21 protein-coding genes and 4 tRNA genes are annotated in these 25,862 nt (G+C 71.7%); 12 read left to right on the top strand and 13 right to left on the bottom strand.

Going from position 1 to position 25,862, the window contains the following annotated elements; all coding sequences use genetic code 11:
- The first annotated feature begins 122 nt into the window (after window positions 1-122).
- Window positions 123-1,751, top strand: coding sequence for a N,N-dimethylformamidase beta subunit family domain-containing protein (locus tag IO40_RS0112415; RefSeq protein WP_016471869.1), 1,629 nt, complete (start codon window positions 123-125; stop codon window positions 1,749-1,751).
- A 139-nt stretch (window positions 1,752-1,890) separates the two neighbouring features.
- On the top strand, window positions 1,891-2,802 hold the full coding sequence (locus IO40_RS0112410) for a phosphoribosylaminoimidazolesuccinocarboxamide synthase (protein ID WP_016471868.1): 912 nt from the start codon (window positions 1,891-1,893) through the stop codon (window positions 2,800-2,802).
- A gap of 146 nt (window positions 2,803-2,948) precedes the next feature.
- On the opposite strand, the gene IO40_RS0112405 is transcribed toward IO40_RS0112410, so the two are convergent.
- The 8 genes from IO40_RS0112405 to IO40_RS0112370 form a co-directional block, all read right to left on the bottom strand.
- A tRNA-Gly gene (locus IO40_RS0112405) sits at window positions 2,949-3,021 on the bottom strand.
- A 121-nt stretch (window positions 3,022-3,142) separates the two neighbouring features.
- A complete protein-coding gene (locus IO40_RS0112400; RefSeq protein WP_031175424.1) occupies window positions 3,143-3,769 on the bottom strand; it encodes a response regulator transcription factor in 627 nt (208 codons plus the stop codon).
- On the bottom strand, window positions 3,762-5,213 hold the full coding sequence (locus tag IO40_RS0112395) for a sensor histidine kinase (RefSeq protein WP_033229492.1): 1,452 nt from the start codon (window positions 5,211-5,213) through the stop codon (window positions 3,762-3,764). Before IO40_RS0112395 ends, IO40_RS0112400 begins: the two co-directional genes overlap by 8 nt.
- 58 nt (window positions 5,214-5,271) lie before the next feature.
- Window positions 5,272-6,099 carry an ABC transporter permease gene (locus tag IO40_RS0112390; RefSeq protein ID WP_031175422.1) on the bottom strand — a complete coding sequence of 276 codons (828 nt, stop codon included), beginning with the start codon at window positions 6,097-6,099 and terminating at the stop codon, window positions 5,272-5,274.
- Entirely contained in the window at window positions 6,096-7,118 is a 1,023-nt protein-coding gene (locus IO40_RS0112385) for an ABC transporter ATP-binding protein (protein ID WP_033229490.1), read from the bottom strand. The genes IO40_RS0112390 and IO40_RS0112385 overlap by 4 nt, the downstream gene beginning before the upstream one ends.
- A 134-nt stretch (window positions 7,119-7,252) precedes the next feature.
- Window positions 7,253-7,325, bottom strand: a tRNA-Gly gene (locus IO40_RS0112380).
- Window positions 7,326-7,403: 78 nt separating this feature from the next.
- Window positions 7,404-7,475 (bottom strand) — tRNA-Gly (locus tag IO40_RS0112375).
- A 189-nt stretch (window positions 7,476-7,664) separates the two neighbouring features.
- Window positions 7,665-7,982, bottom strand: coding sequence for a histone-like nucleoid-structuring protein Lsr2 (locus tag IO40_RS0112370; protein ID WP_030407740.1), 318 nt, complete (start codon window positions 7,980-7,982; stop codon window positions 7,665-7,667).
- Window positions 7,983-8,372: 390 nt separating this feature from the next.
- Here IO40_RS0112370 and purS point away from each other — a divergent pair, with 390 nt between their 5' ends.
- From purS to purM, 6 genes are all read left to right on the top strand, one after another.
- Window positions 8,373-8,678 (top strand): phosphoribosylformylglycinamidine synthase subunit PurS, encoded by a 306-nt coding sequence (gene purS, locus IO40_RS0112365; protein WP_016471862.1) that lies wholly within the window; start codon window positions 8,373-8,375, stop codon window positions 8,676-8,678.
- Entirely contained in the window at window positions 8,675-9,352 is a 678-nt protein-coding gene (gene purQ, locus IO40_RS0112360; RefSeq protein ID WP_016471861.1) for a phosphoribosylformylglycinamidine synthase subunit PurQ, read from the top strand. The genes purS and purQ overlap by 4 nt, the downstream gene beginning before the upstream one ends.
- Entirely contained in the window at window positions 9,349-11,619 is a 2,271-nt protein-coding gene (gene purL, locus IO40_RS0112355) for a phosphoribosylformylglycinamidine synthase subunit PurL (RefSeq protein WP_031175420.1), read from the top strand. The genes purQ and purL overlap by 4 nt, the downstream gene beginning before the upstream one ends.
- 166 nt (window positions 11,620-11,785) lie before the next feature.
- Window positions 11,786-12,610, top strand: a complete 825-nt coding sequence (locus IO40_RS0112350; protein WP_030407737.1) for a maleylpyruvate isomerase family mycothiol-dependent enzyme — start codon at window positions 11,786-11,788, stop codon at window positions 12,608-12,610.
- Window positions 12,611-13,008: 398 nt separating this feature from the next.
- On the top strand, window positions 13,009-14,559 hold the full coding sequence (gene purF / locus IO40_RS0112345; RefSeq protein ID WP_016471858.1) for an amidophosphoribosyltransferase: 1,551 nt from the start codon (window positions 13,009-13,011) through the stop codon (window positions 14,557-14,559).
- Window positions 14,560-14,790: 231 nt separating this feature from the next.
- The gene (gene purM, locus IO40_RS0112340; protein WP_016471857.1) at window positions 14,791-15,858 is read left to right on the top strand and encodes a phosphoribosylformylglycinamidine cyclo-ligase; all 1,068 of its coding nucleotides are present in this window, start codon (window positions 14,791-14,793) and stop codon (window positions 15,856-15,858) included.
- Window positions 15,859-15,957: 99 nt separating this feature from the next.
- On the opposite strand, the gene IO40_RS0112335 is transcribed toward purM, so the two are convergent.
- Together IO40_RS0112335 and IO40_RS0112330 are read right to left on the bottom strand one after the other, a co-directional pair.
- Window positions 15,958-16,209 (bottom strand): DUF3073 domain-containing protein, encoded by a 252-nt coding sequence (locus IO40_RS0112335; RefSeq protein ID WP_016471856.1) that lies wholly within the window; start codon window positions 16,207-16,209, stop codon window positions 15,958-15,960.
- A 304-nt stretch (window positions 16,210-16,513) separates the two neighbouring features.
- Window positions 16,514-17,638, bottom strand: coding sequence for a Leu/Phe/Val dehydrogenase (locus IO40_RS0112330; protein ID WP_016471855.1), 1,125 nt, complete (start codon window positions 17,636-17,638; stop codon window positions 16,514-16,516).
- Between the two features lie 264 nt (window positions 17,639-17,902).
- On the opposite strand from IO40_RS0112330, the gene IO40_RS0112325 reads away from it, so the two are divergent.
- Window positions 17,903-18,778, top strand: coding sequence for a DUF8083 family protein (locus tag IO40_RS0112325; RefSeq protein ID WP_031028292.1), 876 nt, complete (start codon window positions 17,903-17,905; stop codon window positions 18,776-18,778).
- Between the two features lie 513 nt (window positions 18,779-19,291).
- Window positions 19,292-19,498 carry a developmental transcriptional regulator BldC gene (gene bldC, locus IO40_RS0112320; protein ID WP_016471853.1) on the top strand — a complete coding sequence of 69 codons (207 nt, stop codon included), beginning with the start codon at window positions 19,292-19,294 and terminating at the stop codon, window positions 19,496-19,498.
- A 452-nt stretch (window positions 19,499-19,950) separates the two neighbouring features.
- Here the strand turns inward: bldC and IO40_RS0112315 are convergent, their stop codons facing one another.
- The 3 genes from IO40_RS0112315 to hrpA all read right to left on the bottom strand — a co-directional run bounded on the left by IO40_RS0112315 (window position 19,951) and on the right by hrpA (window position 24,512).
- Entirely contained in the window at window positions 19,951-20,136 is a 186-nt protein-coding gene (locus IO40_RS0112315) for a DUF6274 family protein (protein ID WP_016471852.1), read from the bottom strand.
- A 212-nt stretch (window positions 20,137-20,348) separates the two neighbouring features.
- A tRNA-Asp gene (locus IO40_RS0112310) sits at window positions 20,349-20,423 on the bottom strand.
- 69 nt (window positions 20,424-20,492) lie between these two features.
- Complete coding sequence (gene hrpA / locus IO40_RS0112305) at window positions 20,493-24,512, bottom strand: ATP-dependent RNA helicase HrpA (protein WP_031175419.1); 4,020 nt, start codon at window positions 24,510-24,512, stop codon at window positions 20,493-20,495.
- 125 nt (window positions 24,513-24,637) lie between these two features.
- Between hrpA and IO40_RS0112300 the strand changes: the two genes are divergently transcribed.
- Both IO40_RS0112300 and IO40_RS0112295 read left to right on the top strand, forming a co-directional pair.
- On the top strand, window positions 24,638-25,342 hold the full coding sequence (locus IO40_RS0112300) for a SanA/YdcF family protein (protein ID WP_234029893.1): 705 nt from the start codon (window positions 24,638-24,640) through the stop codon (window positions 25,340-25,342).
- A gap of 31 nt (window positions 25,343-25,373) precedes the next feature.
- Window positions 25,374-25,856, top strand: coding sequence for a hypothetical protein (locus tag IO40_RS0112295; protein WP_016471848.1), 483 nt, complete (start codon window positions 25,374-25,376; stop codon window positions 25,854-25,856).
- Window positions 25,857-25,862 lie beyond the last annotated feature (6 nt).

The raw sequence follows: 25,862 nt of genomic DNA, 5'->3' as shown, positions 1-25,862 counted from the left end.
ATCATCTCCAGCCATTTAGCGACGAAGGGTGACCACACCCTTGCGTAATGTGATGTGCTGTCTGCCGTCACACCTACGGCTAGCGGGAGACGGAGCGAGGGCGCCGGGGAGGGAGCAGCAGGATGGGAACCGAGCAGACCGAGCACCCCGGACGGACGGTGTCCCCCGCGGGCTCCGCGCCCCAGGGGCGCGCCGAGTACGGCGTACGCCCGGCGCAACCGCTGCGGCGGTGGGAGTCCGGCGCGCTGGCGCACGCGGTGACCGACCCGTTCGGCCAGGGCCCGCTGCCCTGGCTGCGGGTGAGCGAGAACTACTTCGAGAACGGCCAGCTCGTCCCCTGGTACGTGGACTGTGTCGACCAGGCCCCCGGCCAGACCTCCCGCACCCCCGAACTCGTCCGCGAGCTGGCGGGCGGCGGCCAGACGCTCCCCAAGCCGCGCACCCGGGGCCTGTCCAGCAGCGCACCGCCCGCCGCCGACGACGTGCGCTGCCAGATCAAAGGGTTCGCCTCGGTCGCGGGCGGCACCCCGCCCGGCGAGTCCATCGACTTCCGCATCACCGTCAATCCGCCGCAGCCGTTCGGCGTGGACGTCTACCGCATCGGCCACTACGCCGGCGCGGGCGCCACGAAGATCACCACGAGCCCGCGGCTGTCCGGGATCATGCAGCCCGCCCCGCTCACCGCCGACCGCACGGTCTCCTGCCACCACTGGTGGCTCTCCTGGCGGCTCCAGATCCCCGACTACTGGTCCACCGGCGCCTACGTCGCCGTGCTGACCACCGCCGACGGGCACCGCTCCCACATCCCCTTCACCGTCCGCGATCGCGACCCGGGCGATCTGCTGCTGGTGCTGCCGGACGTGACGTGGCAGGCGTACAACCTCTTCCCGGAGGACGGCCACACGGGCGCGAGCCTCTACCACGCCTGGGACGCCGACGGACGGCTGCTGGGGGAGAGCGAGGCGGCGGCGACGGTGTCCTTCGACCGCCCGTACGCCGGATCGGGGCTCCCCCTGCACGTGGGGCACGCCTACGACTTCATCCGCTGGGCGGAACGCTACGGCTACGACCTCGCGTACGCCGACACCCGGGACCTGCACGCGGGACGGATCGACCCCACCCGGTACCGGGGCCTGGTCTTCCCCGGCCACGACGAGTACTGGTCGGTCCCGATGCGCCGGGCCGTCGAGCGGGCCCGGGACAGCGGCACGGCGCTGGTCTTCCTCTCCGCCAACACCATGTACTGGCGGGTCGAACTCGACGCCCTGCCCTCCGGCGCCCCCGACCGCCTGCTGACCTGCCGAAAACGCCGCGGGCCCGGCCGTCCCGCGCTGTGGCGGGAGCAGGGCGAGCCCGAGCAGGGACTGCTGGGCATCCAGTACGCGGGGCAGGTCGCCGAGCCCTACCCGATGATCGTCCGCAACGCCGGGCACTGGCTGTGGGAGGCCACCGGAGCCGGCGAGGGCGACGAACTGGAGGGCATGGTCGCGGGCGAGGCCGACCGCTACTTCCCCCGTACGGCACTGCCCGACCACACCTCCCGCATCCTGCTGGCGCACTCCCCCTACCGCGACCGCGCGGGCGCCGTGCGCCACCAGGAGACCTCCCTCTACCGCGCGCCCTCCGGCGCCCTCGTCTTCTCCTCCGGCACCTTCGCCTGGTCGCCGGCCCTGGACCGTCCCGGCTACGTCGACTCCCGTATCCAGCGCGCCACCAGCAATCTGCTCGACCGCATCTGCAAACGGGACTGACCCTGGGCGCCGGGCCCGAAGGGCGGGTGAACCGGCCGGCGGCCGGCCCCGTGGTGCGCACCGCTGCGCGTCCCGGTTGGGTGACGGGGGAAAATCAGGGGACCCGCCGTGAGGTCGGCTGCCCCCAGGAGGAGAGAACGTGACGGGATTCGTCGAAAAACCCGAGCCCGCCCAGGTCCCTGACCTGGTGCACCTGCACACGGGCAAGGTACGCGACCTGTACCAGAACCAGTCCGGCGATCTGGTGATGGTCGCCAGCGACCGGATCTCCGCGTTCGACTGGGTGCTGCCCACCGAGATCCCCGACAAGGGCCGCATCCTCACCCGGCTCTCCCTGTGGTGGTTCGAGCAGCTGGAGGACCTGCTGCCCAACCATGTGAAGGGCACCGACGTGCCCGCCGGCGCCCCCGCCGACTGGGAGGGCCGCACCATGGTGTGCCGCTCCCTGCGCATGGTGCCCGTCGAATGCGTGGCGCGCGGCTATCTGGCCGGTTCGGGCCTGGCCGAGTACGAGGAGGCCCAGACGGTGTGCGGGCTCGCCCTCCCGCCGGGCCTGGAGAACGGCTCGGAGCTGCCGGGCTCCCTGTTCACCCCGGCCACCAAGGCGCAGGTCGGCGAGCACGACGAGAACGTCAGCTACGAGGAGGTGGCCCGCCTGGTCGGCCCGGAGACGGCCGTCGAACTGCGCCAGGCCACGCTCGCGGCGTACGACCGGGCCCGCGACATCGCCCGGGAGCGGGGCATCATCCTGGCCGACACCAAGTTCGAGTTCGGCTGGGACGACTCGGGTGACGAGCCGGTGCTGACCCTCGCCGACGAGGTGCTCACCCCGGACTCCTCGCGCTTCTGGCCCGCCGACACCTGGCAGCCGGGCCGCGCCCAGCCGTCGTTCGACAAGCAGTACGTCCGTGACTGGCTCGTCTCGCCGGACTCCGGCTGGGACCGGGCCTCGGAGCAGCCGCCGCCCGCCCTTCCCGAGGAGGTCGTCGAGGCCACCCGCGCCCGCTATGTGGAGGCGTACGAGCGGTTGACCGGCGTTCCCTGGAGCTGAACCGCGCACCCGGCGTACGTCCCTCGCGCGGGGCGTACGCCGGGCCGCGTCCCGCGCCGGCCCGTCCCCGGCGCAGGTGTCCGGCCGGGGATGCCCGGGCACATGCGAAAGGGCCCCGGTCCGCCGACCGGGGCCCTTCGTTGCTGAGCGGACGACGAGGCTCGAACTCGCGACCTCAACCTTGGCAAGGTTGCGCTCTACCAACTGAGCTACGTCCGCGTGCTCCACTGCCGACCGGGGGCCGCCGTGGTGCGCAGCCCAGTATAGCCGCCCCTGGGCGCCGCCGTGACCGCTCGCCGGACGAGCGCCCGGCGAGCCCCGGGCCGGCCCCCGTCCGTGCTCAGATCCAGCCCCGGTCACGCGCCGTCCGGGCCGCCGCGTGCCGGTTCTCGGCGCCCAGTTTCGCGGCGGCGGCCGACAGATAGTTGCGGACGGTGCCCTGGGTCAGCGACGCCTGCCGGGCGATCTCCGCGACGGGGGCGCCGTCGAGGGCCAGCTCCAGCAGTTCGGCCTCGCGTTCCGACAGCGGCGAGTCCCCCGCGCTGATCGCGTCGGCCGCCAGCTCCGGATCCACGTAGCGGCTGCCGCCGTGGACGGTACGGATGATCTCGGCGAGCTGCTGCGCGGACGCCGTCTTGGGCACGAATCCGCGCACCCCCGCCGCCAGCGCCCGCTTCAGGTGGCCGGGCTTCCCGTGGCTGGTGACGATCATGGTGTGGCACTCGGGGACCGCCTCGCGGATCGCCGTCGCGGCCCGTACCCCGTCCGCGCCCGGCATCTGGAGGTCGAGCACCGCCACGTCCGGCCGGTGGGCGCGCGCCATCGCGACCGCCTCGGTCCCGGACGCCGCCTGGGCCACGATGGCCAGGTCGTCCTCCAGGGCGAGCAGCGCCGCCAGCGCTCCCCGGATCAGATGCTCGTCGTCCGCCAGCAGCACCCGGATCGGGCTTGCGGCTCCGTCACCCATCGCACTCTCCTCGTCCCGCGCCCTGCTCCGCACCGGCGAACGTCCGCCCCGTGGCCGCCGCCCCGGGCCGGGGTGCCACATCCGCGGTCCCGCAGGGCCCGTCAGCCGGACCCGCACCGGGACCGCCGGACGCCGTCCCGTCGCCGAGGGGCGCCCGCCCCCGGGCCCGGACGTCCTCGGTTCCGTGTGCGGCCTTCCCGTCCGCCGCCGTACTGCCGCCCCCGGCAGCCGTGACGGGCACCTCCGCGCGGAGTCTGAAGACCCCCTCCGCCTCGACGCGGACGGCCGACAGGGTGCCGCCGAGAGCGGTGAGACGTTCGGCCAGACCGACGAGGCCCGAGCCCCGTCCGGCCAGCACGGGCCGCAGACCGTCGTTCTCGATCAGCAGGACGGCCCTCCCGCCCTCCACCGTCAGCCGTATCAGGCACTGCCGCGCCTCCGCGTGCCGCAGCACATTGGTGGTCCCCTCGCGGACGACCCAGCCGAGCACCGACCGCACATCCCCGTCCGCGGCCGGCTCGACGGACTCGATACGGCAGTCCACGCCCGCCGCCCGCAGCACCCCGCGAGCCCCGGCCAGCTCCGTCTCCAGCCCGGCCGCACGGTAGCCGCGTACCACCTCGCGTATCTCGCTCTGCGACCGGCGGGCCAGCTCCTGCACCTCCTGCATCTGCTCCACGGCGGAAGGGGCGCCCCGCCTGGCGAGCTGGGTGGCCAGCTCGCTCTTGAGCGCGATGACCGACAGATTGCGGCCCATCACATCGTGCAGGTCCCGGCCGAACCGCAGCCGCTCCTCCGCGACGGCCAGCCGCGAGTGGACGGCCCGCGCCTCGTCCAGCTCCCGCATGACGGCGATGTACCAGGCGGAGCAGCGCGGGGTGAACAGCCCGGCGAACGCACCGACGGCGAGCAGCACCAGGATGCCCGTCAGATCGGGCCAGCCCATCCCCGCGAGGGCGAGTGCACCGACGACCGGTACGGCGGCCAGGGCGGCGTGCGCAGCACCCCGGCGGGGCCGTACCAGGAGTCCGTGGACGCCCGTGAGGCTGGGGACGGAGGCGAAGAGGGCCATGCCGACGGAGGCCGCGTGCCCGGCCCAGCCGTAGGCCACCATCGCCGCCAGCACGAGCGCGGTGACGGCGAACAGCGCCACACCGGCGGCCAGCAGCCGGTGTGGTGCGGCCCCGACGCCCAAGTAGCAGTCCATGCCGCGGCGGACGGCGACGGTGCTGAGCACCGCCTGTACGAAGCCCAGCGCGAGGACGGTGCCGGCCGCCAGCATCGGTGCCCGGCCCGGCCGCACGGCGGTCAGGAACTGGAGCATGCCGCTGGCGTAGAAGATCCACGGGGTGCACAGCACCATCCAGCGGGTGGACACCTCGACCTGTTCGAGTTTGCTGCGCCGCTTCCAGTCGCGCCGCTTCTCCCGCCCCCAGCGGATCATCGCCGACCGCCTCTCCCCGTTCCGTTCCCGTCCCCTGCCGGCCGCCCGCACCGCAGGGTCAGCGGCGAGGTTCCCACCGGAAGCGCTTGCGCACGGTCCAGGCCGCCAGCAGCGTCCAGCCGACCGCGATCGCGAGCGACCGCAGGGTCCCCAGGCCGCTGAGCTGCTCCGTCCAGGCGCTGCGCAGCAGGTCCATGATGGGGGTCATCGGCAGCAGGCGGCAGAAGTCCGCGAGCCTGTCGGGGAAGACCTCCAGCGGTACGAAGACCCCGGAGCCGATGAACGTGACCAGCATCAGCGGCAGCGTGGTGAGCTGCGCCAGTTCGGTGGTGCGGGTCAGGGCGGCGGAGGCGGCGGCCAGCAGCGTCATCATCGCCATGCCGAGGACCACTCCGGCCAGCAGCAGATCGGGCCGCCCCGGCGCCCCCACGTCCAGCAGCAGCGCCCCTCCGGTCAGCAGCACCACCGACTGGGCGAGCCCGATGGCGAGGGCGGGCAGCGCCGCGGCGCCGAGGATCTCCAGGTCGTCGGCCTCACCGGTGCGCAGCCGCTTGAGCACCAGCTCCTCGCGGCGGGCGACGTAGACGCCGACGAGGGTGCTGTAGACGGCGAACATCAGCACCATGCCGACCATCCCGGGCAGCACGGCCGTGCCCACCGAGATGCCGGTGCCCGACAGATCGGCTTGTTCCACGGACGCCTTCAGCGACGCCGTGAGACAGACGGGCAGCAGCAGCGCCACGAACAGGGCCGACCTGTTGCGCACCAGCAGCGTCAGCTCCGCCCGTGCCAGCGCCCGTATCCGCCGCAGTGACAGCCTGCCGGGCCTGCCGTCGCGCGGCGGGCCGGTCCGTGCCGTACCGCCGTCATTGATCGTCGTGCTCATGCCTTCGCCCCCGTCCACGCGTTCCTCCTCGGCCCCTTCGGCCCCTTCGGCCCTTTCGACCCCTTCGGCTCCCCGTCCCGCCGGTTGCCGGCCTGGGCGATCTCCAAGAACGCCTCCTCCAGCGAGGCCGACCGCGCCTGGAGGTTCTCCAGGGTGACCCCCGCCTCCCGCGCCCACACGAGCAGTTCGGTCAGCACCGGCTGGAGGTCGTGCGTACGCACCGACACCCTGCGGCCCTCCACGGCGGCCTGAACGGTCAGCGGCAGTTCCCGCGCCTCCGTGCCCGGTGGCAGCCGGAAGGTGATCCGCGACGGCCGTTCGGCCACCACCTGCTCCGGCGTGCCCGACCCCACGATCCGGCCCGCCTGCATGATCGCCAGCCGGTCGGCGAGCTGCTCGGCCTCCTCCAGGTAGTGGGTGGTCAGCAGCACCGTCGTGCCCTCGGCCCGCAACTGGCGCACCAGCTCGGCCGTGTCACGGCGCCCCTCGGGGTCCATGCCGGTGGTCGGCTCGTCGAGGAAGAGCACCTCCGGGCGGCCGATGAGGGCCAGCGCCAGATCCAGCCGCCGCCGCTCCCCGCCCGACAGCTGCTTGACGCGGACCTGTGTCCGGGCCCCCAGCCCGACGATCTCCAGCGCCTCCCGCGGCGGCCGTGCCTCACTGGTGACCCCCGCCCACATCGTCGCCGTCTCCTCGACGGTCAACTCGGAGGGGAACCCGCCCTCCTGGAGCATCACCCCGGTGCGCGGCCGGACGTACGAGCGCTCCGTGAACGGGTCGAAACCCAGCACCCGTACCGTGCCCGCCGTCGGCCGCGCCAGCCCTTCCAGCACCTCCACCGTCGAGGTCTTGCCCGCCCCGTTGGTGCCCAGCAGGGCGAAGATCTCCCCCTCGCGGACGGAGAACGACACGTCACGGACGGCCTCGAAACCGCCCTGGGACCCGCCGTTCCCCCGCCGGGTGCCCCCGTCCGCCGCCTCGTAGCGGCGCCTCAGTCCCTCGACCTCGATCGCATCCATGCCTTCCACCCTTCCTCCGGGAGCGGACCGGAGCGAGTGCGGACCGTCATCGGTGCGGATGACGAATGTCATGTGCCGGAGCGGAGGGGCATACACGAAAGGGCCCCGGTCTGAGACCGGGGCCCTTCTGACGGAGCGGACGACGAGGCTCGAACTCGCGACCTCAACCTTGGCAAGGTTGCGCTCTACCAACTGAGCTACGTCCGCATGCCTCCATCCGGCTCTCACCGAATGGCGCGACCACTACTCTACCTGATCGTTTCCGACCAGCGGTCCGTAATGGAGAGCGGGTGACAGGAATCGCACACTGCGCCTCCCTCTTGGAAAGAGGGCGCTCTACTACTGAGCTACACCCGCACGCTCTGCCGGTTTCCCCCTTTCGGGGTTCCCCTCGCGGCGTGCCCCGACTGTATCCGATCACCCGGGGTCCGTGGCAAGTCGCTCCCCCAACCCCCTGTCCCCCGCCCCCTCCTCGGCCCCGCCGGCGCCGGCCCACGGGGGAGGGGCGACGGGAATCGGCGGGGTGTCGGCGGGAGGGGGAGGGGGTCAGCGGGCGGCGTGGAACGCCTCGTACACCTTCTTGGGGATGCGTCCCCGCGCCGGTACGTCGAACCCGTTGGACTCCGCCCAGGCGCGTACCGCGCGCGGGTCGGGGTCGACGGACGTGCGCCGGTACGTCTTGCCGGACTTGGCCCGCTTCCGCCCGGCCTCGACGAACGGCGCCAGCTCCTCGCGGAGCCGCTTCGCGTTGTCGGTGTTCAGATCGATCTCGTAGGTCTTGCCGTCGAGCCCGAAGGACACCGTCTCCGCCGCTTCTCCGCCGTCGATGTCATCGGAGAGCATCACTACTACGCGCTGTGCCACGGATATCGGTCCTTCCCTCAGGATCCCGAAAGGGATCACCCGGTTCCGCTCCGTTGCCGGCCGCGGGAGCCGACGGGCGGGTTTGCGGGCGAGCCCGGATAGGAGACAGGTACTTATTCGGCTGTGCGTGGTCCGCTGTGGCCCGGTTCAGGGCGCGCAAAGACGTGATCCGCGCACAAACATTATGGCCCGGAATTCGGATCGGGTTCCGGTCGCAATCGGGACCCTACTTTTTTCCGCACGGTTTTCCCAGTGCTTCGCGAAGTCCCACCAGGATCATCACGCGGATCGCCGTGCGGAACCGGAAGAAGCCCGTCATATCAACGCGCGTAGATTCCGTCGGCGGGTAGGCTGGCCGACGCAGCGCCCCGCTAAGCACTAGGAGTACCTGTGGCTCGCGTCGTCGTCGACGTCATGCTGAAGCCGGAGATCCTCGACCCCCAGGGACAGGCGGTGCAGCGTGCACTGCCCCGTCTGGGCTTCGACGGAATCACCGATGTCCGCCAGGGCAAGCGCTTCGAGCTGGAAGTGGAGGGCCCCGTGGACGGGGACGCCCTCGCCCGTGTCCGCGAACTGGCCGAGACGTTCCTGGCCAACACCGTGATCGAGGACTTCACCGTCCGCGTGGTGGAGGCCGACGGCGTGGAGCGCGCGGTCTCCGGCACCCAGGCGCCGACCGAGGGAGCCACGGCGTGACAACCCGTATCGGCGTCGTCACCTTTCCCGGTTCCCTGGACGACAGCGACGCGCGCCGCGCGATCCGCATAGCGGGCGGTGAACCCGTCGCGCTGTGGCACCGGGACAAGGATCTGCACCAGGTCGACGCGGTGGTGCTGCCCGGCGGATTCAGTTACGGCGACTATCTGCGGTGCGGCGCAATTGCCCGGTTCTCGCCCGTCATGCAGACGGTGATCGAACAGGCGAAGGCCGGAATGCCGGTGCTCGGCATCTGCAACGGTTTCCAGGTCCTGTGTGAATCTCATCTCCTGCCGGGCGCGTTGACCCGCAACGACCATCTGCACTTCGTCTGCCGCGATCAGCGGCTCCGCGTCGAGAACGCCGGGACGGCCTGGACGTCGGACTACGAGAGCGGCCAGGAGATCACCGTGCCGCTCAAGAACGGCGAGGGCGGCTACGTCGCCGACGAGCGCACCCTCGACGCGCTGGAGGCCGAGGGCCGCGTGGTCTTCCGCTACCTGGACGTCAACCCCAACGGCTCCCGCCGTGACATCGCCGGTATCACCAACGAGGCCGGGAACGTGGTCGGCCTCATGCCGCACCCCGAGCACGCCGTGGAGGCCCTGACGGGGCCGACCACCGACGGGCTCGGTTTCTTCACCTCGGCCGTCAAGAAGCTGGTCGCCTCATGAGTTCCCAGAGCCTGGACACCGTCAAGCACGCGGAACAGACTCCCGACACCGAACTCCCCTGGGCCGAACTCGGCCTCAAGGAGGAGGAGTACGCCCGCATCCGCGAGATCCTGGGCCGCCGCCCCACCGGCGCCGAGCTGGCCATGTACTCCGTGATGTGGTCCGAGCACTGCTCCTACAAGAGCAGCAAGGTCCACCTGCGGCAGTTCGGCGAGAAGGCCCCCACCGAGGGGCCGGGCGCCGAGGCCATGCTGGTCGGCATCGGCGAGCAGGCCGGTGTGGTGGACGTCGGCCAGGGCTACGCGGTCACCTTCAAGGTGGAGTCCCACAACCACCCCTCTTACGTGGAGCCGTACCAGGGTGCGGCGACCGGCATCGGCGGCATCGTCCGCGACATCATCGCCATGGGTGCCCGCCCGGTCGCCGTGATGGACCCGCTGCGGTTCGGCGCGGCCGACCACCCCGACACCAAGCGGGTGCTGCCCGGCGTGGTCGCCGGCATCGGCGGCTACGGCAACTGCCTGGGGCTGCCCAACATCGGCGGCGAGGTCGTCTTCGACGACTGCTACCAGGGCAACCCGCTGGTCAACGCCTTGTGCGTGGGCGTCATGAAGCACGAGGACATCCACCTGGCGAAGGCCGCCGGCACCGGCAACAAGGTGATCCTCTACGGCGCCCGCACCGGCGGCGACGGCATCGGCGGCGCCTCCATCCTGGCGTCGGAGACGTTCGACGACGAAAAGCCCAGCAAGCGCCCCGCCGTGCAGGTCGGCGACCCCTTCCAGGAGAAGCTGCTCATCGAGTGCACCCTGGAGGCGTTCCACGCCGGTCTCGTCGTCGGCATCCAGGACCTGGGCGCGGCCGGGCTGTCCTGCGCGACCAGCGAGCTGGCCTCCAACGGCTCGGGCGGCATGCGCGTCGAGCTGGACGACGTGCCGCTGCGCGACTCCTCCCTCTCCCCGGAGGAGATCCTGATGAGCGAGTCGCAGGAGCGCATGTGCGCCGTGGTCGAGCCCGGCAACGTGGACCGCTTCCTGGAGATCAGCGAGAAGTGGGAGGTCACCGCCACCGTCATCGGCGAGGTCACCGACGGCGACCGGCTGGAGATCTTCTGGCACGGCGAGAAGATCGTGGACGTCGACCCGAAGACGGTCGCCCACGAGGGCCCCGTCTACGAGCGCCCGTACGCCCGCCCCGAGTGGCAGGACGCGCTCCAGGCCGACGACCCGGCCGCCCTGCCCCGCCCCAAGGACGGGGACGAGTTGCGCGCCGCCGTCCTCGCCCTGGTCTCCTCACCGAACCAGGCCGCCAAGTCCTGGATCACCGATCAGTACGACCGCTACGTGCTCGGCGACACGGTGCTGGCGCAGCCCGAGGACAGCGGCATGATCCGCATCGACGCCGAGACCGGTCTGGGCGTCGCCGTCTCCACCGACGGCAACGGCCGCTACGCCAAGCTGGACCCGTACGAGGGCGCCCGGCTGGCGCTGGCCGAGTCGTACCGCAACGTCGCCGCGACCGGCGCCCGGCCGCTCGCCGTCACCGACTGCCTCAACTTCGGCTCGCCCGAGGACCCGGCGGCCATGTGGCAGTTCGCCGAGGCGTGCCGCGGGCTCGCCGACGCCTGCCGCGAGCTGGGCACCCCGGTGACCGGCGGCAACGTCTCGCTCTACAACCAGACCGGCGAGGCCGCCATCCACCCCACCCCGGTCGTCGGCGTCCTCGGCGTCATCGACGACGTCGCCCGGCGCACCCCGATGGCGTTCCGCGACGAGGGCCACCTGATCTACCTCCTGGGCGAGACCCGCGAGGAGCTGGGCGGCTCCGCCTGGTCCCAGGTCGCCCACGGCCACCTGGGCGGACGCCCGCCCCAGGTGGATCTGGAGCGGGAACGCCTGCTGGCGGAGATCCTCATCGCGGCCTCCCGCGACGGCATGGCCGACGCCGCGCACGACGTCTCCGACGGCGGTGTGGTCCAGGCCCTCGCCGAGTCCTGCCTCAAGGGCGGCAAGGGTGCCCGGATCGTCGTCCCCGACGGTCTCGACCCCTTCGTCTTCCTCTTCTCCGAGTCGCAGGGGAGGGCACTGGTGGCCATCCCGCGCAGCGAGGAGGTCCGGTTCACCGACACGTGTGCGGCCCGCGGCATGCCGGCCGCGCGGATCGGTGTCGTGGACGGCGAAGCCATCGAGGTCCAGGGACAGTTCACCCTTCCGTTGGAAGAACTGCGCGAGGCCCACGAGGGCACGCTGCCGCGGCTCTTCGGCTGACGGAGGTCTCCCGACGGGGCCGGAGGGGCTGGTGGACCAGCCCCTCCGGCCCCGCGGCATGTGTGCGCGGGCAGGCGGGACACGGCGCGCCGGCGCACCGGGGAGCCCCGCGGGCGGTGCGGGGGCCTTCTCCCTCCCGGGCCGCGAGAGGGCTACTCTCACGCGTATGCCGCCTGCCCGACGCACCTCATCCCCCAGAGATCGGCGCACGTACGACCCGAACCGCATCCGCACCGCCCTCATCAACCAGGTGGAGGCCGTCACCGACGCCGCGCACCGGCTCGGCCCGGACAGCTTCGCCCTCCCCTCCGGGCTGCCGGGATGGGATGTGCACCATCTGCTGGTGCACATCGCGCAGCAGATCGAGGCGGTACCGGGCCAGCTGGGCAGGCCGGAGACCGAGGTCTCCACGCGCACCCCGGAGCTGTCGCTGACCCGCTGGGCGCTGGCCACGGCCGGTGCCGCCGAACGACTGGACGAGGCCACCCGCCGCGAGGCCGCCGAGGTGACCGACGGGCCGGCCCGTATCGACCGCGCGGTCGCGGACCTGGAGCCGGTCATCGAGTCGGCGGTACGCGAGGACCTGGTGATCCCGCACGACTTCGGCCGGATGCGGATGCTCGACTTCACGGTCTCCCGCCTGGTGGAACTGGTGGTGCACAGCGACGACCTGGCCCGCGCGACCGGTGTCCGCGTCGCGCTGGACCGGCAGGCCACGGCGGCGGCCGTCCGGGTGCTGGCCGACGCGCTGGCGGCCAAGGCGCCCGGCGGTTCGGTGGAGGTGCGCGTCCCGCCGTTCGCCGTCGTCCAGGCCGTCGAGGGCCCCCGGCACACCCGGGGCACCCCGCCCAACGTGGTCGAGACCGACCCGCTGACCTGGATCCGGCTGGCGACGGGCCGCACGTCCTGGGCGGAGGCGCTCGCCACCCCGCACCTTGCGGCGAGCGGCGAACGCTCCGACCTGTCGGCCCTGCTGCCCGTCCTGTCCTGAGACGTCGCCCCGGCCCGGGGGCGAGTACGGCGGGGTTGTCCGGAGGCCGACGGGACATCGGGGGGATATGCCCCCTTTTCCTCCGGTGGCCGCGTGCCGGGCCGGTCCGGCGGCGTGGCAAACATCACCGCGTGCGGAGGGGGTCGCGACGGGGCGGCGGGGTCTTCGGCGGGCGGAGACCGGACGAAGGGGCGCGGTACGCGGCGGTAGTGCTCACGCGGAGCGACAGCCGGCGCTCGGGACGTGACCGTCGCCGGGGTGGCGGCGCCGCACCGGAGCGGACTCGGCCCGGCCGGGGCGGATCGTGGTGGTCCGCGCGCCGGTTCGTCAAGACCCCCTCGGCCGCCGGGGTCTTCCCCGGTTCGGCGGCGCACCCCGCCTGGCCGTAGACTCGAAGCGTGCCACGTGGTGACGGAAAGCTCAGCCACGACCTCCTTCCCGGCGAGAAGGGCCCCCAGGACGCCTGCGGCGTCTTCGGTGTCTGGGCGCCCGGTGAAGAGGTCGCGAAGCTCTCGTATTTCGGCCTGTACGCCCTGCAACACCGCGGTCAGGAGTCCGCGGGGATCGCGGTGAGCAACGGCTCCCAGATCCTGGTCTTCAAGGACATGGGCCTCGTTTCGCAGGTCTTCGACGAGACCTCCCTCGGTTCCCTGCGCGGCCACATCGCCGTGGGTCACGCGCGCTACTCGACCACCGGCGCCTCGGTCTGGGAGAACGCCCAGCCCACGTTCCGCGCCACCGCCCACGGCTCGATCGCCCTGGGTCACAACGGCAACCTGGTCAACACGGCCCAGCTCGCCGAGCTGGTCGCCGCGCAGGCCGCGGCCGGCAACGGCCGGGCCACCCAGGTCGCCGCCACCAACGACACCGATCTGGTCACCGCGCTGCTGGCGGGGCAGACCGACGACGACGGCAGGCCGCTCACCGTCGAGGAGGCCGCACCGCGCGTCCTCCCGAAGGTCAGGGGCGCGTTCTCGATGGTCTTCATGGACGAGAACACCCTGTACGCGGCCCGCGACCCGCAGGGCATCCGCCCGCTGGTCCTCGGCCGGCTGGAGCGCGGCTGGGTCGTGGCCAGCGAGACCTCGGCGCTCGACATCGTCGGCGCCAGCGTGATCCGGGAGATCGAGCCGGGCGAACTCGTCGCCATCGACGAGAACGGACTCCGCACGCAAAGGTTCGCCGAAGCAAAGCCGCGGGGCTGTGTCTTCGAGTACGTCTACCTCGCGCGCCCCGACACGGACATCGCCGGCCGGAACGTCTACCTCTCCCGGGTGGAGATGGGCCGCAAGCTGGCGGCCGAGGCGCCGGCCGACGCCGATCTGGTGATAGCCACCCCGGAGTCGGGCACCCCCGCGGCCATCGGTTACGCCGAGGCCAGCGGCATCCCCTACGGCTCCGGGCTGGTCAAGAACAGCTACGTGGGCCGCACCTTCATCCAGCCCTCGCAGACCATCCGGCAGCTGGGCATCAGGCTCAAGCTCAACCCGCTGCGCGAGGTCATCCGCGGCAAGCGGCTGGTCGTGGTGGACGACTCCATCGTCCGCGGCAACACCCAGCGGGCGCTGGTGCGGATGCTGCGCGAGGCCGGCGCGGCCGAGGTGCACGTACGCATCTCCTCCCCGCCGATCAAGTGGCCGTGCTTCTTCGGCATCGACTTCGCCACCCGCGCCGAGCTGATCGCCAACGGGCTGTCCACCGAGGAGATCGGCACCTCGCTGGGCGCCGACTCGCTGGCCTACATCTCCACCGACGGCATGATCGAGGCGACGACGATCCCCAAGGATCAGCTGTGCCGGGCCTGCTTCGACGGGGAGTACCCGATGGAGCTGCCCGAGCCGGAGCTGCTGGGCAAGCACCTGCTGGAGGCCGAGGCGTCGGCCGATGCCGACGGGGTCGGCACGCTGGCTTCCGGCGTGGGGGCGGCGGACGCCCTGAAGAGGCCGTAGTCCTCCCCGCCTCCCCTTGCGCCCCCCTTTCCCGGAACCGGGGATTCCGCCGGGCCGTGGGCCCCGCCCGAGCGCCGCGGACCCGCTTTCCCGGGCCGTCCGGCGCGGGAGGGGCGGCGCGGCGGTCCGCCGGTCCCCGGCGGAGCCGCCCCACCCGCCAGGTCGAGGACCGGACGCCGGAAGAAGGAAGCAGCATGCCAGCCCACCGCAGTGACACAGGAAGACGTACCGATGACACAGAGTGAAGGCGCCAGTTACGCCGCCGCCGGGGTCGACATCGAGGCCGGCGACCGGGCCGTGACGCTCATGAAGGAGTGGGTCGCCAGGACCCAGCGGCCCGAGTCCGTGGGGACCCTGGGCGGCTTCGCCGGCCTGTTCGACGCGTCCCGCCTCAAGGCGTACGAGCGCCCGCTGCTGGCCTCCGCCACCGACGGCGTGGGCACGAAGGTGGCGCTGGCCCAGCGGATGGACGTCCACGACACCATCGGCCACGACCTGGTGGCGATGGTGGTGGACGACCTGGTCGTCTGCGGCGCGGAACCGCTGTTCATGACGGACTACATCTGCGTGGGCAAGGTCGTCCCCGAGCGGGTGGCGCAGATCGTCAAGGGCATCGCCGAGGGCTGCGTCCTGGCGGGCTGCTCGCTGGTGGGCGGCGAGACGGCGGAGCACCCGGGCCTGCTGGGGGAGGACGAGTACGACGTGGCGGGCGCCGGCACCGGAGTGGTGGAGGCCGACGCCGTACTGGGCCCGGATCGCATTCGATCGGGGGACGCGGTGATCGCGATGGCGTCCTCCGGGCTTCACTCGAACGGGTACTCGCTGGTGCGGCACGTGGTCTTCGACCGGGCGGGCTGGACCCTGGACCGGCATGTGGAGGAGTTCGGCCGCACCCTGGGCGAGGAACTGCTGGAGCCGACCAAGATCTACGCGCTGGACTGCCTGGAACTGACGCGGACGCAGCAGGTGCACGCGTTCTCGCACATCACCGGCGGCGGGCTGGCCGGAAACCTGGCGCGGGTCATCCCCGAGGCACTGCACGCGCGGGTGGACCGTTCGACGTGGCGGCCCGGTGCCGTCTTCGACGTGGTCGGCGAGGCCGGGAAGGTCGCCCGCCCCGAACTGGAGAAGACGCTCAACATGGGGGTCGGCATGATCGCCGTCGTGCCGCCGGAGGCGGTGGACGGAACGCTGGCCACCCTCGCCGACCGCGGTGTGGACGCCTGGGTCGCAGGTGAGATCACCGAACGCGGTGACCGCACGGAGGCGGTCACCCTGACGGGTGACTATGCGCGCTGACCCGACGTCCCGGACGCCCCGTGTTCCGGCACGGGGCGGCTGCGCACATCAGAACCCGGCCCGGCGGTTGCCGGACCGGGTCGGTGCGAGTGAAGAATGTCAGGCGCCGCGGCGCTTCGACTGGGGGTCGGACGACTCGTCCACGTCGTCGTCATCCTCGTCGTTGTACAGATCCGCGTACCGTGCGTACGGGTCCTGCTCATCGTCCTCGAAACGGCCGCCGTTCGGCGACTCGTTCGACGTCGATGCGCCCAGCTCCTCGGCCAGGCGCGTCAGGTCTGTCCCGCCAGTGTTGTACTTCAGCTGGCGGGCGACCTTCGTCTGCTTGGCCTTGGCCCGGCCGCGCCCCATGGCTCGACCCCCTCAACGACGGGGCTCGACGGCCCCAGAGTCTTGACACGCGTTCATGGTTCATAGCGGCCTCTCTGGTGAGAGACCGGTACTCAGGGCTTCAACGGTACCTGCTTCCGCCGCCGTACGGTACGTCGCCCGCACGACACGGCCGCCGTCCGACGCGCCCACTGACCCTTCTCGTGCTGGTCAGTGGCGATTTTACCTTCCTGTAGCGGAGAGACCCGCCGTGGGGTGGTGAGACCACTGTCACGGGACCCTCCGCTGCCCGTCAGCGGGCGGTCAGCCGCCCGTCACCCGGCGCTCACAGGCCCATGCGCTGCTCGGCGAGCCGGTCGGCGGCCACCGCCGGCGGCACCCCGTCGGTCGCCGCGCGCTCGAAAATGGCGGTCGTCGTGTCGAAGATTTTGCTTGCCTTTGCCTTCGCACGTGCGAAGTCGAACCCGTGCAGCTCGTCCGCCACCTGGATGACGCCGCCCGCGTTCACCACGTAGTCGGGGGCGTAGAGGATGCCCCGTTCGTCGAGGTCCTTCTCCACGCCGGGGTGGGCGAGCTGGTTGTTGGCCGCTCCGCAGACCGCCTTGGCGGTCAGCGCCGGCACCGTCTCGTCGTTCAGCGCGCCGCCGAGCGCGCACGGCGCGTACACGTCCAGTCCCTCGGTGCGGATCAGCGCCGCCGTGTCCGCGACGGCGGTCACCGGGGCGCCGGAGTGCGCCGCCAGCACCTCGCGCACGGACTCCTCGCGCACGTCCGTGAGCACCACCCGCGCCCCGTCCCGCACCAGGTGCTCCACCAGGTGCCGGCCGACCTTGCCGACGCCGGCCACGCCCACCAGCCGGTCCCGCAGCGTGGGGGCGCCCCACAGCCGCTGCGCGGCGGCCCGCATGCCCTGGTAGACGCCGAAGGCGGTCAGCACGGAGGAGTCGCCGGCGCCGCCGTTCTCCGGGGAGCGGCCCGTCGTCCAGCGGCACTCCTCGGCGATGACGTCCATGTCCTGCACGTAGGTGCCCACGTCGCAGGCCGTGACGTACCGGCCGCCGAGCGAGGCGACGAAGCGGCCGTAGGCGCGCAGCAGCGCCTCGGTCTTGATCTGCTCCGGATCGCCGATGATGACGGCCTTGCCGCCGCCGTGGTCCAGCCCGGCCAGCGCGTTCTTGTACGACATGCCACGCGCGAGGTTGAGCGCGTCGAGCACTGCGGCCTGCTCGGGGTCGGCGGCGCCCGCGTAGGCGTGGAACCGGGTGCCGCCCAGGGCCGGGCCCAGGGCGGTGGAGTGGATCGCGATGACGGCCTTGAGCCCGCTTTCGCGGTCCTGGCAGAGCACGACCTGCTCATGGCCGCCCTGGTCGGAGCGGAAGAGCGTGCTGACGACCGGGTCCCCCGCGGGGACGCCGGAGGGAACACCGGCGGAAGGTGGTACCTCGATCACGGTGGTGACTCCTGTGTTCGCGTCGTAGCCCTCGGCCGGGCCGGGTGCTTGTGGCGGTTCGGGTCCGGCGAGGGCCGGTCGGCAAGCAGCGTACGACCCGCGCGTCACGGGCACGTTGCGGTCCCACGATCGGGGTAGTCAACTGTCTTCCAGGCTCGTGACGAGCCGGTCCGCACGGCGCGGCCGAACGCGCACGAGGACGGCGCGGGGACGACACGAGGACGACACGGAGACGAAAGGCACGGAGGGGCATGGAGGCAATGCGTGGCTGAGAAGGCGTCGGTCGTCGTCCCGTACGCGGCCTACCTGCGGATCTACGAACCGCTGGCCGCGTTCCCGGAACCGGAGCGCTCGCACTGGATCGCGTATGCGAAGGCCGAGCGCTTTCCGACCGCCCAGGACGAAATCCGCCGGTCGCTGGCCGACTTGGTGCCGGTGCCGCCGGTGGTGGTGCCGGTGCGCGAGAGCGCGGACGCTTTCGTGACGGAAGTGGACGGTGTGACGTGTGTGTGCCCCTGGCGCACCCGGCTGAGAGGCTGGCAGGCCCTCGCCGCGCTCACCCAGGCCGCCGGGAACCGTGAACTCGACCTGCCCCAGCCGGTGCTGGACGCCGCGCTGCCGCCCGTGGTGCGCCGGCAGGCCACCGCCGACTACGAACGGTGGCGCGAGCGCAACCCGGACGCCCGCCCCTGGATCCGCACCGCGCTGTGGCATGTGCCGGTGCGGTGGTTCGTTCTCTTCGTCGACGAAGAGAAGGAGTTTGCGAAGCAGGAAACGGGTGAGGAGAGCGGACAGCAGTTCGTTCTCCGCTACCGCACTCCCATGGTGGAGGCGAGGCGCCGCCTCGCCCGCGGCCTGAAGGTGCTCCGCGAAGAGCTGGAGGAGGGACCGCTCGTCGACGGGCTGGTCGATGTGGGGCGTTGGCTGGAGGAGTTCCATCCGCGCTCCCTCGTCGAACTGGACTACGGCGGGCTGGTCCACGCGATCCCCGAGGATCAACTCGCGGGTGACCACTCCGCCGCCGACGTCGCGGAGGGCCTGGCCGCTCTCCGCGCCGGCGACGGCGAGCGGGCGGGAGCGGCGTACGAGCGGCTGACGGAGCGCTGGAGGGCGGTCCGCCAGCTGCAGTACGCGAACTGAGGCACCCACCCCGCCGGACGGCGGGGACGGCTGTCCCGCGGGGCCCCCGCCGATCGGCGGGGGAGGAGTGGGACCTACGTCCCGAACCGGGTCTTTGCCTCAAGCGTGATGGATTGCACTTAAACGGGTCTTGCTCTCAGAGCTATCCCTCGTGTCAAAATAGGACAAGGAGTCCGCAGGGGACTTCTTCCGCCCAACTATGGGTGGATACATCGGTATTGCGCTCCTTGGTGGGTCTGATGACCCTTGCTCCTTCTGTGACTGTATGTCACGGAGGGATGACTGTCCGCTATGGGACGGTCCATCGGCTTCCGCCGAGGTTGAACACCTGAGAGGGCAATTCCATCGGTTTGGCCGACGTGGCTGGACAGATGGTGTAGTTGTAGTGCCGAGGACAAGCCGTTCGTCCTATAACCGACTCGGCTCGCGTCCGCCATATCGGGCAACGCGGGTCAAGGTGCAGAATTTAGAGGAAAGAACCGTGATGGTTCGGTTCTCCCGAGGAGGCCGCTCATGACCGCTCGCACCCCTGATGCCGAGCCGCTGTTGACCCCGGCTGAGGTTGCCACGATGTTCCGCGTGGACCCCAAGACGGTCACGCGGTGGGCGAAGGCGGGCAAGCTCACGTCCATCCGCACGCTCGGTGGACACCGCCGCTACCGCGAGGCGGAGGTGCGCGCCCTGCTGGCGGGCATCCCGCAGCAGCGCAGCGAGCCCTGACCAGGCCGCTGACCAGGCACAACAGCACCACCAAGGGCGTTTGACCGGGGCCCCCACCCCGACCGGCCGCCCGCTCAGCACCACACGGCCGGGCCACTGCCCCAACAGTGCCCGCCCGTTGATCGCGTCGGACTCCGCCGGGTCCGGCGCGATCTTTTTTGTTGCCCTGACGAGCACCGAGGGTGGGCGTTGGTGAGCGCTGCTGAGCGGTTGTGAGAGCTCGTGCGAGGGCCGGCCGGCGTCGCCGGGGGGCGGCCTTCGCAGAGGTGCCGGTCACAGCGGTGCGAGCCCGGTGCAATTGCACATATTAAATTGACGGCATCTGAGGGCCCCTCAAGTTCCCTGACGATACGACTCAGTTGAGTGACACCTGCCACATAAGTGGGGGCTTGTGAGGACCGCTTCCCGTACGGTAAAGCGCCAACAGCTGGGCTGCGCCCGCCACTTGCCCCTCACCGGGGCTCGCGGAGCTCCTCCCGGCCGGCGTTGCGCGGGGCCGTCGCCAGTGCCAGGCGCAGCAGACGGTGGCAGACGGGGCAGTGCCGTCTCGCGTGCCGGCGGCGGCCGGTGGCGGCCAGATGGGCGCGCAGAAGAGCCCGCGCCTCCGCGCGGAGCCCGTCACGGGCGCCTGCCGTCATCGCCCTCACCTCCACGCTCAGGACTACCCCCCTCCAGGGGGCCCGTCAACACGCAGGGCGGCAGCTCGTCCACGTACAGGTCTGGGTGTGAGGGGACCCTGATGTGCCGGCCCGGGCGGCAGGGAGGGGCACGGCCGAGTGGGCAACGGGTGAATGCGACAAGCGGAAGGGCCCGGCAACCACTGGCTGCCGGGCCCTTCCGCTTTCTCGTGCGGTCCTGACGGGATTTGAACCCGCGGCCTCCACCTTGACAGGGTGGCGAGCACTCCAAACTGCTCCACAGGACCTCGCGAGATGGAACTCTACCGCAGGTCAGCCCCCCAGGGCGAACTCACGCTGTGCGGCGGCTCCCTCACTCACGGTGCGGCGGCGTCGACGGCCTTGACGATCCGCTTGTCGGAGACGGGATAGGCCGTACCGAGGGCGTGGGCGAAGTAGCTGACCCGCAGTTCCTCGATCATCCACCGGATGTCCCGCGCCGCCTGCGGTACGGGCCGCCCCGGCGGGAACTGCTCCAGGAGCCACAGGTACTCGTCCCGCATCTCGTGGACCTTCGCCATCCGGGTGCGGTCCCGCTCCACGTTGTGCGGGAGCTGCTGGAGGCGCCGGTCGGCGGCGATCAGATAGCGCATCAGGTCGGGCAGCCGCCCGGCACCGTGCTCCGTCACGAAGCCGGGCTTGATCAGCTCGGCGAGCTGGGTGCGGACGTCCGCGACGGACTCGGCCAGCACCGGGCTGGTCGTCGCCCGCAGCCGCCCTTCGCACGAGTGCCAGGCCGCGAGTACCTCCTGCACCTGGCGGACGGTCCGCAAGGTGGCGTCCACCAGATCGGTGCGTACGGCGTCGAAGAGTTTGCGGAAGCCCTCCTCGTCCCAGGCGGGGCCGCCGTGGGCGGCCACGAGCCGGTCCACCGTCGCGGAGACGCAGTCCTCGAAGAGGGCCTGGACGCTGCCGTGCGGGGAGCGGGCCAGGGCCAGCTTCTGCTGGTTGCTCAGCTTCGACTGCGCGAACTTGGCGGGGTCGGAGGGGATGTTGAGCAGGATGAGGCGCCGGGTGCCGCGCCACATCGCGGTCTTCTGCTCCGCCTCGGTGTCGTACAGCCGCACGGCGACCGTCTCGCCCTCGTCGGCGAGCGCCGGGTACGCCTTGACGGGCTGGCCGGCCCGCCGGGTCTCGAACGTACGGGGGAGGGTGCCGAGGGTCCAGCTCGTCAGGCCCGTGCGCCGCAGCGCCGAGCCGGCGTCCCCGCCCGCCGCTTCGGGCGGCGTGCCGGGCGCGCCCTGAGCGGTCTTGCGCGCCTTCTTGTGCGCCGCCCGCGCCGAGGAGTCGAACGCCTTGGAGATCGCCGTCTGCGTCTGCGACTTGAGCCGGTACTGGAGCTGTTCGATGTCCTTGCTCTCGGCCAGCTTGCGGCGCCGCTCGTCCGTCACCCGGAAGGTGATCTTGAGATGGTCGGGGACCTTCGACCAGTCGAAGTCCTGCGCGGAGAGCGGTACGCCGACCATCCGTTTCAGCTCCCGCGCCAGGGTGTACGTCAGCGGCTCGGGCTGCGGGGCGGACCGGCGCAGGAACTCCTTGGCGTAGTTGGGCGCGGGCACGTAGTGGCGGCGGATCGCCTTGGGCAGCGAGCGGATCAGCTCGGTGACCAGGTCCTCGCGCAGGCCCGGGATCTGCCAGTCGAAGCCCTCGCCCGTCACCTGGTTGAGGACCTGGAGCGGCACGTGCACGGTGACGCCGTCCGCGTCGGCCCCCGGCTCGAACTGGTACGTCACCGGCAGCGCCAGCCCGCCCTGCCGCCATACGTCCGGGTAGTCGGAGGCGGACACCTCCTCGGCGCGGTCGCTGATGAGCATCGACTTCTCGAAGTTGAGCAGGTCGGGCTCTTCGCGCCGCTTCTTCTTCCACCAGGAGTCGAAATGGGCGCCGGAGACGACGTGTGCGGGCACCCGCTGGTCGTAGAAGTCGTACAGCGTCTCGTCGTCCACCAGGATGTCGCGGCGCCGGGCACGGTGCTCCAGCTCCTCGACCTCCTCCAGCAGCTTGCGGTTCTCCCGGAAGAACTCGTGGTGGGTGCGCCAGTCGCCCTCCACCAGCGCGTTGCGGATGAACAGGTCCCGCGACGTCTCCGGGTCGATCCGGCCGTAGTTGACCTTGCGCTGGGCGACGATCGGCACGCCGTAGAGCGTCACCCGCTCGTACGCCATGACAGCCGCCTGCTTCTGCTCCCAGTGCGGTTCGCTGTACGTCCGTTTGACCAGGTGCTGGGCCAGCGGCTCGACCCACTCCGGCTCGATCTTCGCGTTGACCCGCGCCCACAGCCGCGAGGTCTCCACCAGCTCCGCCGACATCACCCAGCGCGGCGGCTTCTTGAACAGCGCCGAACCGGGGAAGACGGCGAACTTGGCGCCCCGCGCGCCCAGATACTCGTTCTTGTCGGCCTCCTTGAGACCGATGTGCGACAACAGGCCCGCCAGCAGCGACTGGTGGATCGCGTCCGGTGCCGCCTCCCGGGACTCCTCCAGCCGGATCTTCATCGTCCTGGCGACCTGGCGGAGCTGGCCGTAGATGTCCTGCCACTCACGTATCCGCAGGTAGTTGAGGAACTCCGCCTTGCACATGCGGCGGAACGCCGACGACGACAGCTCCCGCTGCTGCTCGCGCACATAGCGCCACAGATTGAGCAGCGCCATGAAGTCGCTGCTCTCCTCCTTGAACCGGGCGTGCTGCTGGTCGGCCTGCTGCTGCTTGTCCGCCGGGCGCTCCCGCGGGTCCTGGATGGACAGCGCCGCCGCGATCACCATGACCTCGTGCGCACAGCCGTTCTTGTCGGCCTCCAGCACCATCCGGGCCAGCCGCGGATCGACGGGCAGCTGGGCCAGGCTGCGGCCCATGCGCGTCAGCTTCCGGGCCTGCCCCTGCGTCTCCAGCGCGCCCAGCTCCTCCAGCAGTTGCACGCCCGCCTTGATGCTGCGGTGGTCCGGCGGATCGATGAAGGGGAACTTCTCGATGTCCCCCAGCCCCGCCGCCGTCATCTGGAGGATGACCGAGGCCAGATTGGTGCGCAGGATCTCCGGATCGGTGAACTCCGGCCGGGAGCAGAAGTCCTCCTCCGAGTACAGCCGGATGCAGATGCCCTCCGACGTACGGCCCGAACGCCCCTTGCGCTGGTTGGCGCTCGCCTGGCTGATCGGCTCGATCGGCAGCCGCTGCACCTTGGTGCGGTGGCTGTAGCGCGAGATGCGGGCCGTGCCCGGGTCGATGACGTACTTGATGCCGGGGACCGTCAGCGACGTCTCCGCCACGTTGGTCGCCAGTACGATGCGGCGGCCCGCGTGCGGCTGGAAGACCCGGTGCTGCTCGGCGTGCGAGAGGCGCGCGTACAGCGGCAGGACCTCCACGCCGCCGCGGCCCGGCTGCTGGCCCTGGGCGCGTTTGAACTTCTTCTCCAGCGCGTCCGCCGTATCGCGGATCTCCCGCTCGCCGGAGAGGAACACCAGGATGTCGCCGGGGCCTTCGGCGTGCAGCTCGTCCACCGCGTCACAGATCGCGGCCACCTGATCGCGGTCCGCGGACTCCGCGTCGTCCTCCAGCAGCGGCCGGTAGCGCACCTCCACCGGGTACGTCCGCCCGCTGACCTCCACGATCGGCGCGTCGCCGAAGTGGCGGGAGAAACGCTCGGGGTCGATCGTCGCCGAGGTGATGATCACCTTCAGCTCGGGCCGCTTCGGCAGCAGCTGCGCCAGATAACCGAGCAGGAAGTCGATGTTGAGGGACCGCTCGTGCGCCTCGTCGATGATGATCGTGTCGTACTGGCGCAGCTCGCGGTCCTGCTGGATCTCCGCCAGCAGGATGCCGTCGGTCATCAGCTTGACCAGCGTGTGGTCCTTCACCTGATCGGTGAAGCGCACCTTCCAGCCGATCGCCTCGCCCAGCGGGCTCCCCACCTCCTCGGCGACCCGCTCGGCGACCGTCCGCGCCGCGATCCGCCGCGGCTGGGTGTGACCGATCACACCCTGGATGCCACGTCCCAGCTCCATGCAGATCTTCGGGATCTGCGTCGTCTTGCCGGAACCGGTCTCGCCCGCCACGATCACCACCTGGTGGTCGCGGACGGCCTCCAGGATCGTGTCCTTCTTCTGGCTGACCGGCAATTGCTCCGGATACGTGATCCGCGGCACGGCCTCGCGGCGGGCGGCGACCCGCAGTTCGGAGGCGTCCATCGCGGCGGCGATCTCCGCGAGGACGGCCGCGCGGGCCTCCCCTTTGCGGATCTTGCGGGCACCCGCCAGCCGGCGGGCCAGCCGGTGCTGGTCGCCGAGCATGAGATCGGGCAGGCGAGCCGCCAGCTCTTGGGGAGAGGGGGTGGAAGTCGACATACCGTGCACCAGGATCGCACCCCGCGGGTCCCAGTGGCGAACGGTTTGCAACCGCCCGCCCCGCCTCCCGCGTCGCTCACGACGACGGAACGGCCCGCTGAACGGGCGGTCAAGAGGGGAGCCGGGTGGCCGACGGAGCAATACGGGAACGCCGCGCTGTGCGGACACGCCGCAGGAGGTGGACGCAGGCGGCGGTGCTGCTCTGCGTGCTGGCGCTGCTGCCCGCGACCTGGCTGCGGCTGTCCACCGACGACCGCGTCACCCGGGGCGTCGCCGCCGCGCCCGAGGCACCCGTGGGCGTGGTCTTCGGCGCGGGACTGTGGGACGGGGAGCCCTCTCCCTATCTGGCCCACCGTCTCGACGCCGCGGTGGAGCTCTACCGCGCGGGCAAGGTCCGCGCCCTCCTCGTCACGGGCGACAACAGCCGCCGGGACTACGACGAGCCCGGCGCGATGCGCACCTATCTGACCGGCCGCGGCATCCCGGCGTCCCGCATCGTCGCGGACCACGCCGGCTTCGACACCTGGGACTCGTGCACCAGGGCGGCCCGGCTGTTCGGGGTGCACCGGGCGCTGCTCGTCAGCCAGGACTACCACGTGCGCCGGGCCGCCGCCCTGTGCCGGGCGGCCGGCATCGACGCCTGGGGCGTCCCGGTCCGCGAACGGCGGGACGCGACCTGGTACGCGGGCGGCCTGCGGGAGCTGCCCGGCGCGGTGAAAGCCGCGTACGAAGCAGCCCTGAGACCCGACCCGCACTTCCTCGGCCCCCGCGAACCGGGTGTGCGGCGCGCCCTGTCCGAGGCCCGCCGGGACGCGTCCAGGGTGCGCTGAGCGGCCGGTGCCCTCCCGTTAAGGTGGCCGCATGAGCGGCTGCGGAGGAACGGTACGAGCGGTGCGGCAGGCCGCCGCCGTGCTCGTCGGTCTGCTGCTGTCGCTGTTCGGGATCGCCCAGTGCGCGACGGCCGCCACCCCCGGGACCCCCGCCCGTGCCGCCGCCGCACCGCCGCACACCGTCGCGGGCGAGCACACCGCCCGGGACGACCAGGGCGGTGACCGGTACGGGGCTGGACACCACGTGTTCGCCGGCGCGGCCCTCGGGCCGCACACCGCCGTCGTGTCCGACGACTCCGGCTCCTCGCGCTGCCACAAGTCCAAGGGCGAGGGCGGCGCGCTCCCGGCCGCACCGTCGGCCGGCCAGCAGCAGTGGCTGCCGCTGGCCCTGCCGGTCTGCGCCGTACCCGAGTCGCACGCCGCCATCGGGGCGGCGCACGAGAGACCACCGGTGCGCGGCCCCGCACCCGCGCCCTCCCCGGGACCCGTCGAACTCTCCGTGCTGCGCGTGTAGAGGCGC

The sequence above is a fragment of the Streptomyces albus subsp. albus genome, from assembly GCF_000725885.1.
Classification (GTDB): domain Bacteria; phylum Actinomycetota; class Actinomycetes; order Streptomycetales; family Streptomycetaceae; genus Streptomyces; species Streptomyces albus.
Note: the sequence above shows the minus strand (reverse complement) of the source record. Positions and strands in the feature narration are given on the sequence as shown.

Bases quoted from the DNA above. Each gene is read 5' to 3' on its own strand.
- IO40_RS0112335 (WP_016471856.1), bottom strand. From the start codon at position 16,209: ATGGGGCGCGGCCGGGCCAAGGCCAAGCAGACGAAGGTCGCCCGCCAG.
- IO40_RS0112295 (WP_016471848.1), top strand. From the start codon at position 25,374: ATGAGCGGCTGCGGAGGAACGGTACGAGCGGTGCGGCAGGCCGCCGCC.
- bldC (WP_016471853.1), top strand. From the start codon at position 19,292: ATGACCGCTCGCACCCCTGATGCCGAGCCGCTGTTGACCCCGGCTGAG.
- IO40_RS0112385 (WP_033229490.1), bottom strand. From the start codon at position 7,118: ATGGATGCGATCGAGGTCGAGGGACTGAGGCGCCGCTACGAGGCGGCG.
- purL (WP_031175420.1), top strand. From the start codon at position 9,349: ATGAGTTCCCAGAGCCTGGACACCGTCAAGCACGCGGAACAGACTCCC.
- purM (WP_016471857.1), top strand. From the start codon at position 14,791: ATGACACAGAGTGAAGGCGCCAGTTACGCCGCCGCCGGGGTCGACATC.
- IO40_RS0112390 (WP_031175422.1), bottom strand. From the start codon at position 6,099: ATGAGCACGACGATCAATGACGGCGGTACGGCACGGACCGGCCCGCCG.
- hrpA (WP_031175419.1), bottom strand. From the start codon at position 24,512: ATGTCGACTTCCACCCCCTCTCCCCAAGAGCTGGCGGCTCGCCTGCCC.
- IO40_RS0112415 (WP_016471869.1), top strand. From the start codon at position 123: ATGGGAACCGAGCAGACCGAGCACCCCGGACGGACGGTGTCCCCCGCG.
- IO40_RS0112395 (WP_033229492.1), bottom strand. From the start codon at position 5,213: ATGATCCGCTGGGGGCGGGAGAAGCGGCGCGACTGGAAGCGGCGCAGC.
- IO40_RS0112400 (WP_031175424.1), bottom strand. From the start codon at position 3,769: ATGGGTGACGGAGCCGCAAGCCCGATCCGGGTGCTGCTGGCGGACGAC.
- IO40_RS0112315 (WP_016471852.1), bottom strand. From the start codon at position 20,136: ATGACGGCAGGCGCCCGTGACGGGCTCCGCGCGGAGGCGCGGGCTCTT.
- IO40_RS0112350 (WP_030407737.1), top strand. From the start codon at position 11,786: ATGCCGCCTGCCCGACGCACCTCATCCCCCAGAGATCGGCGCACGTAC.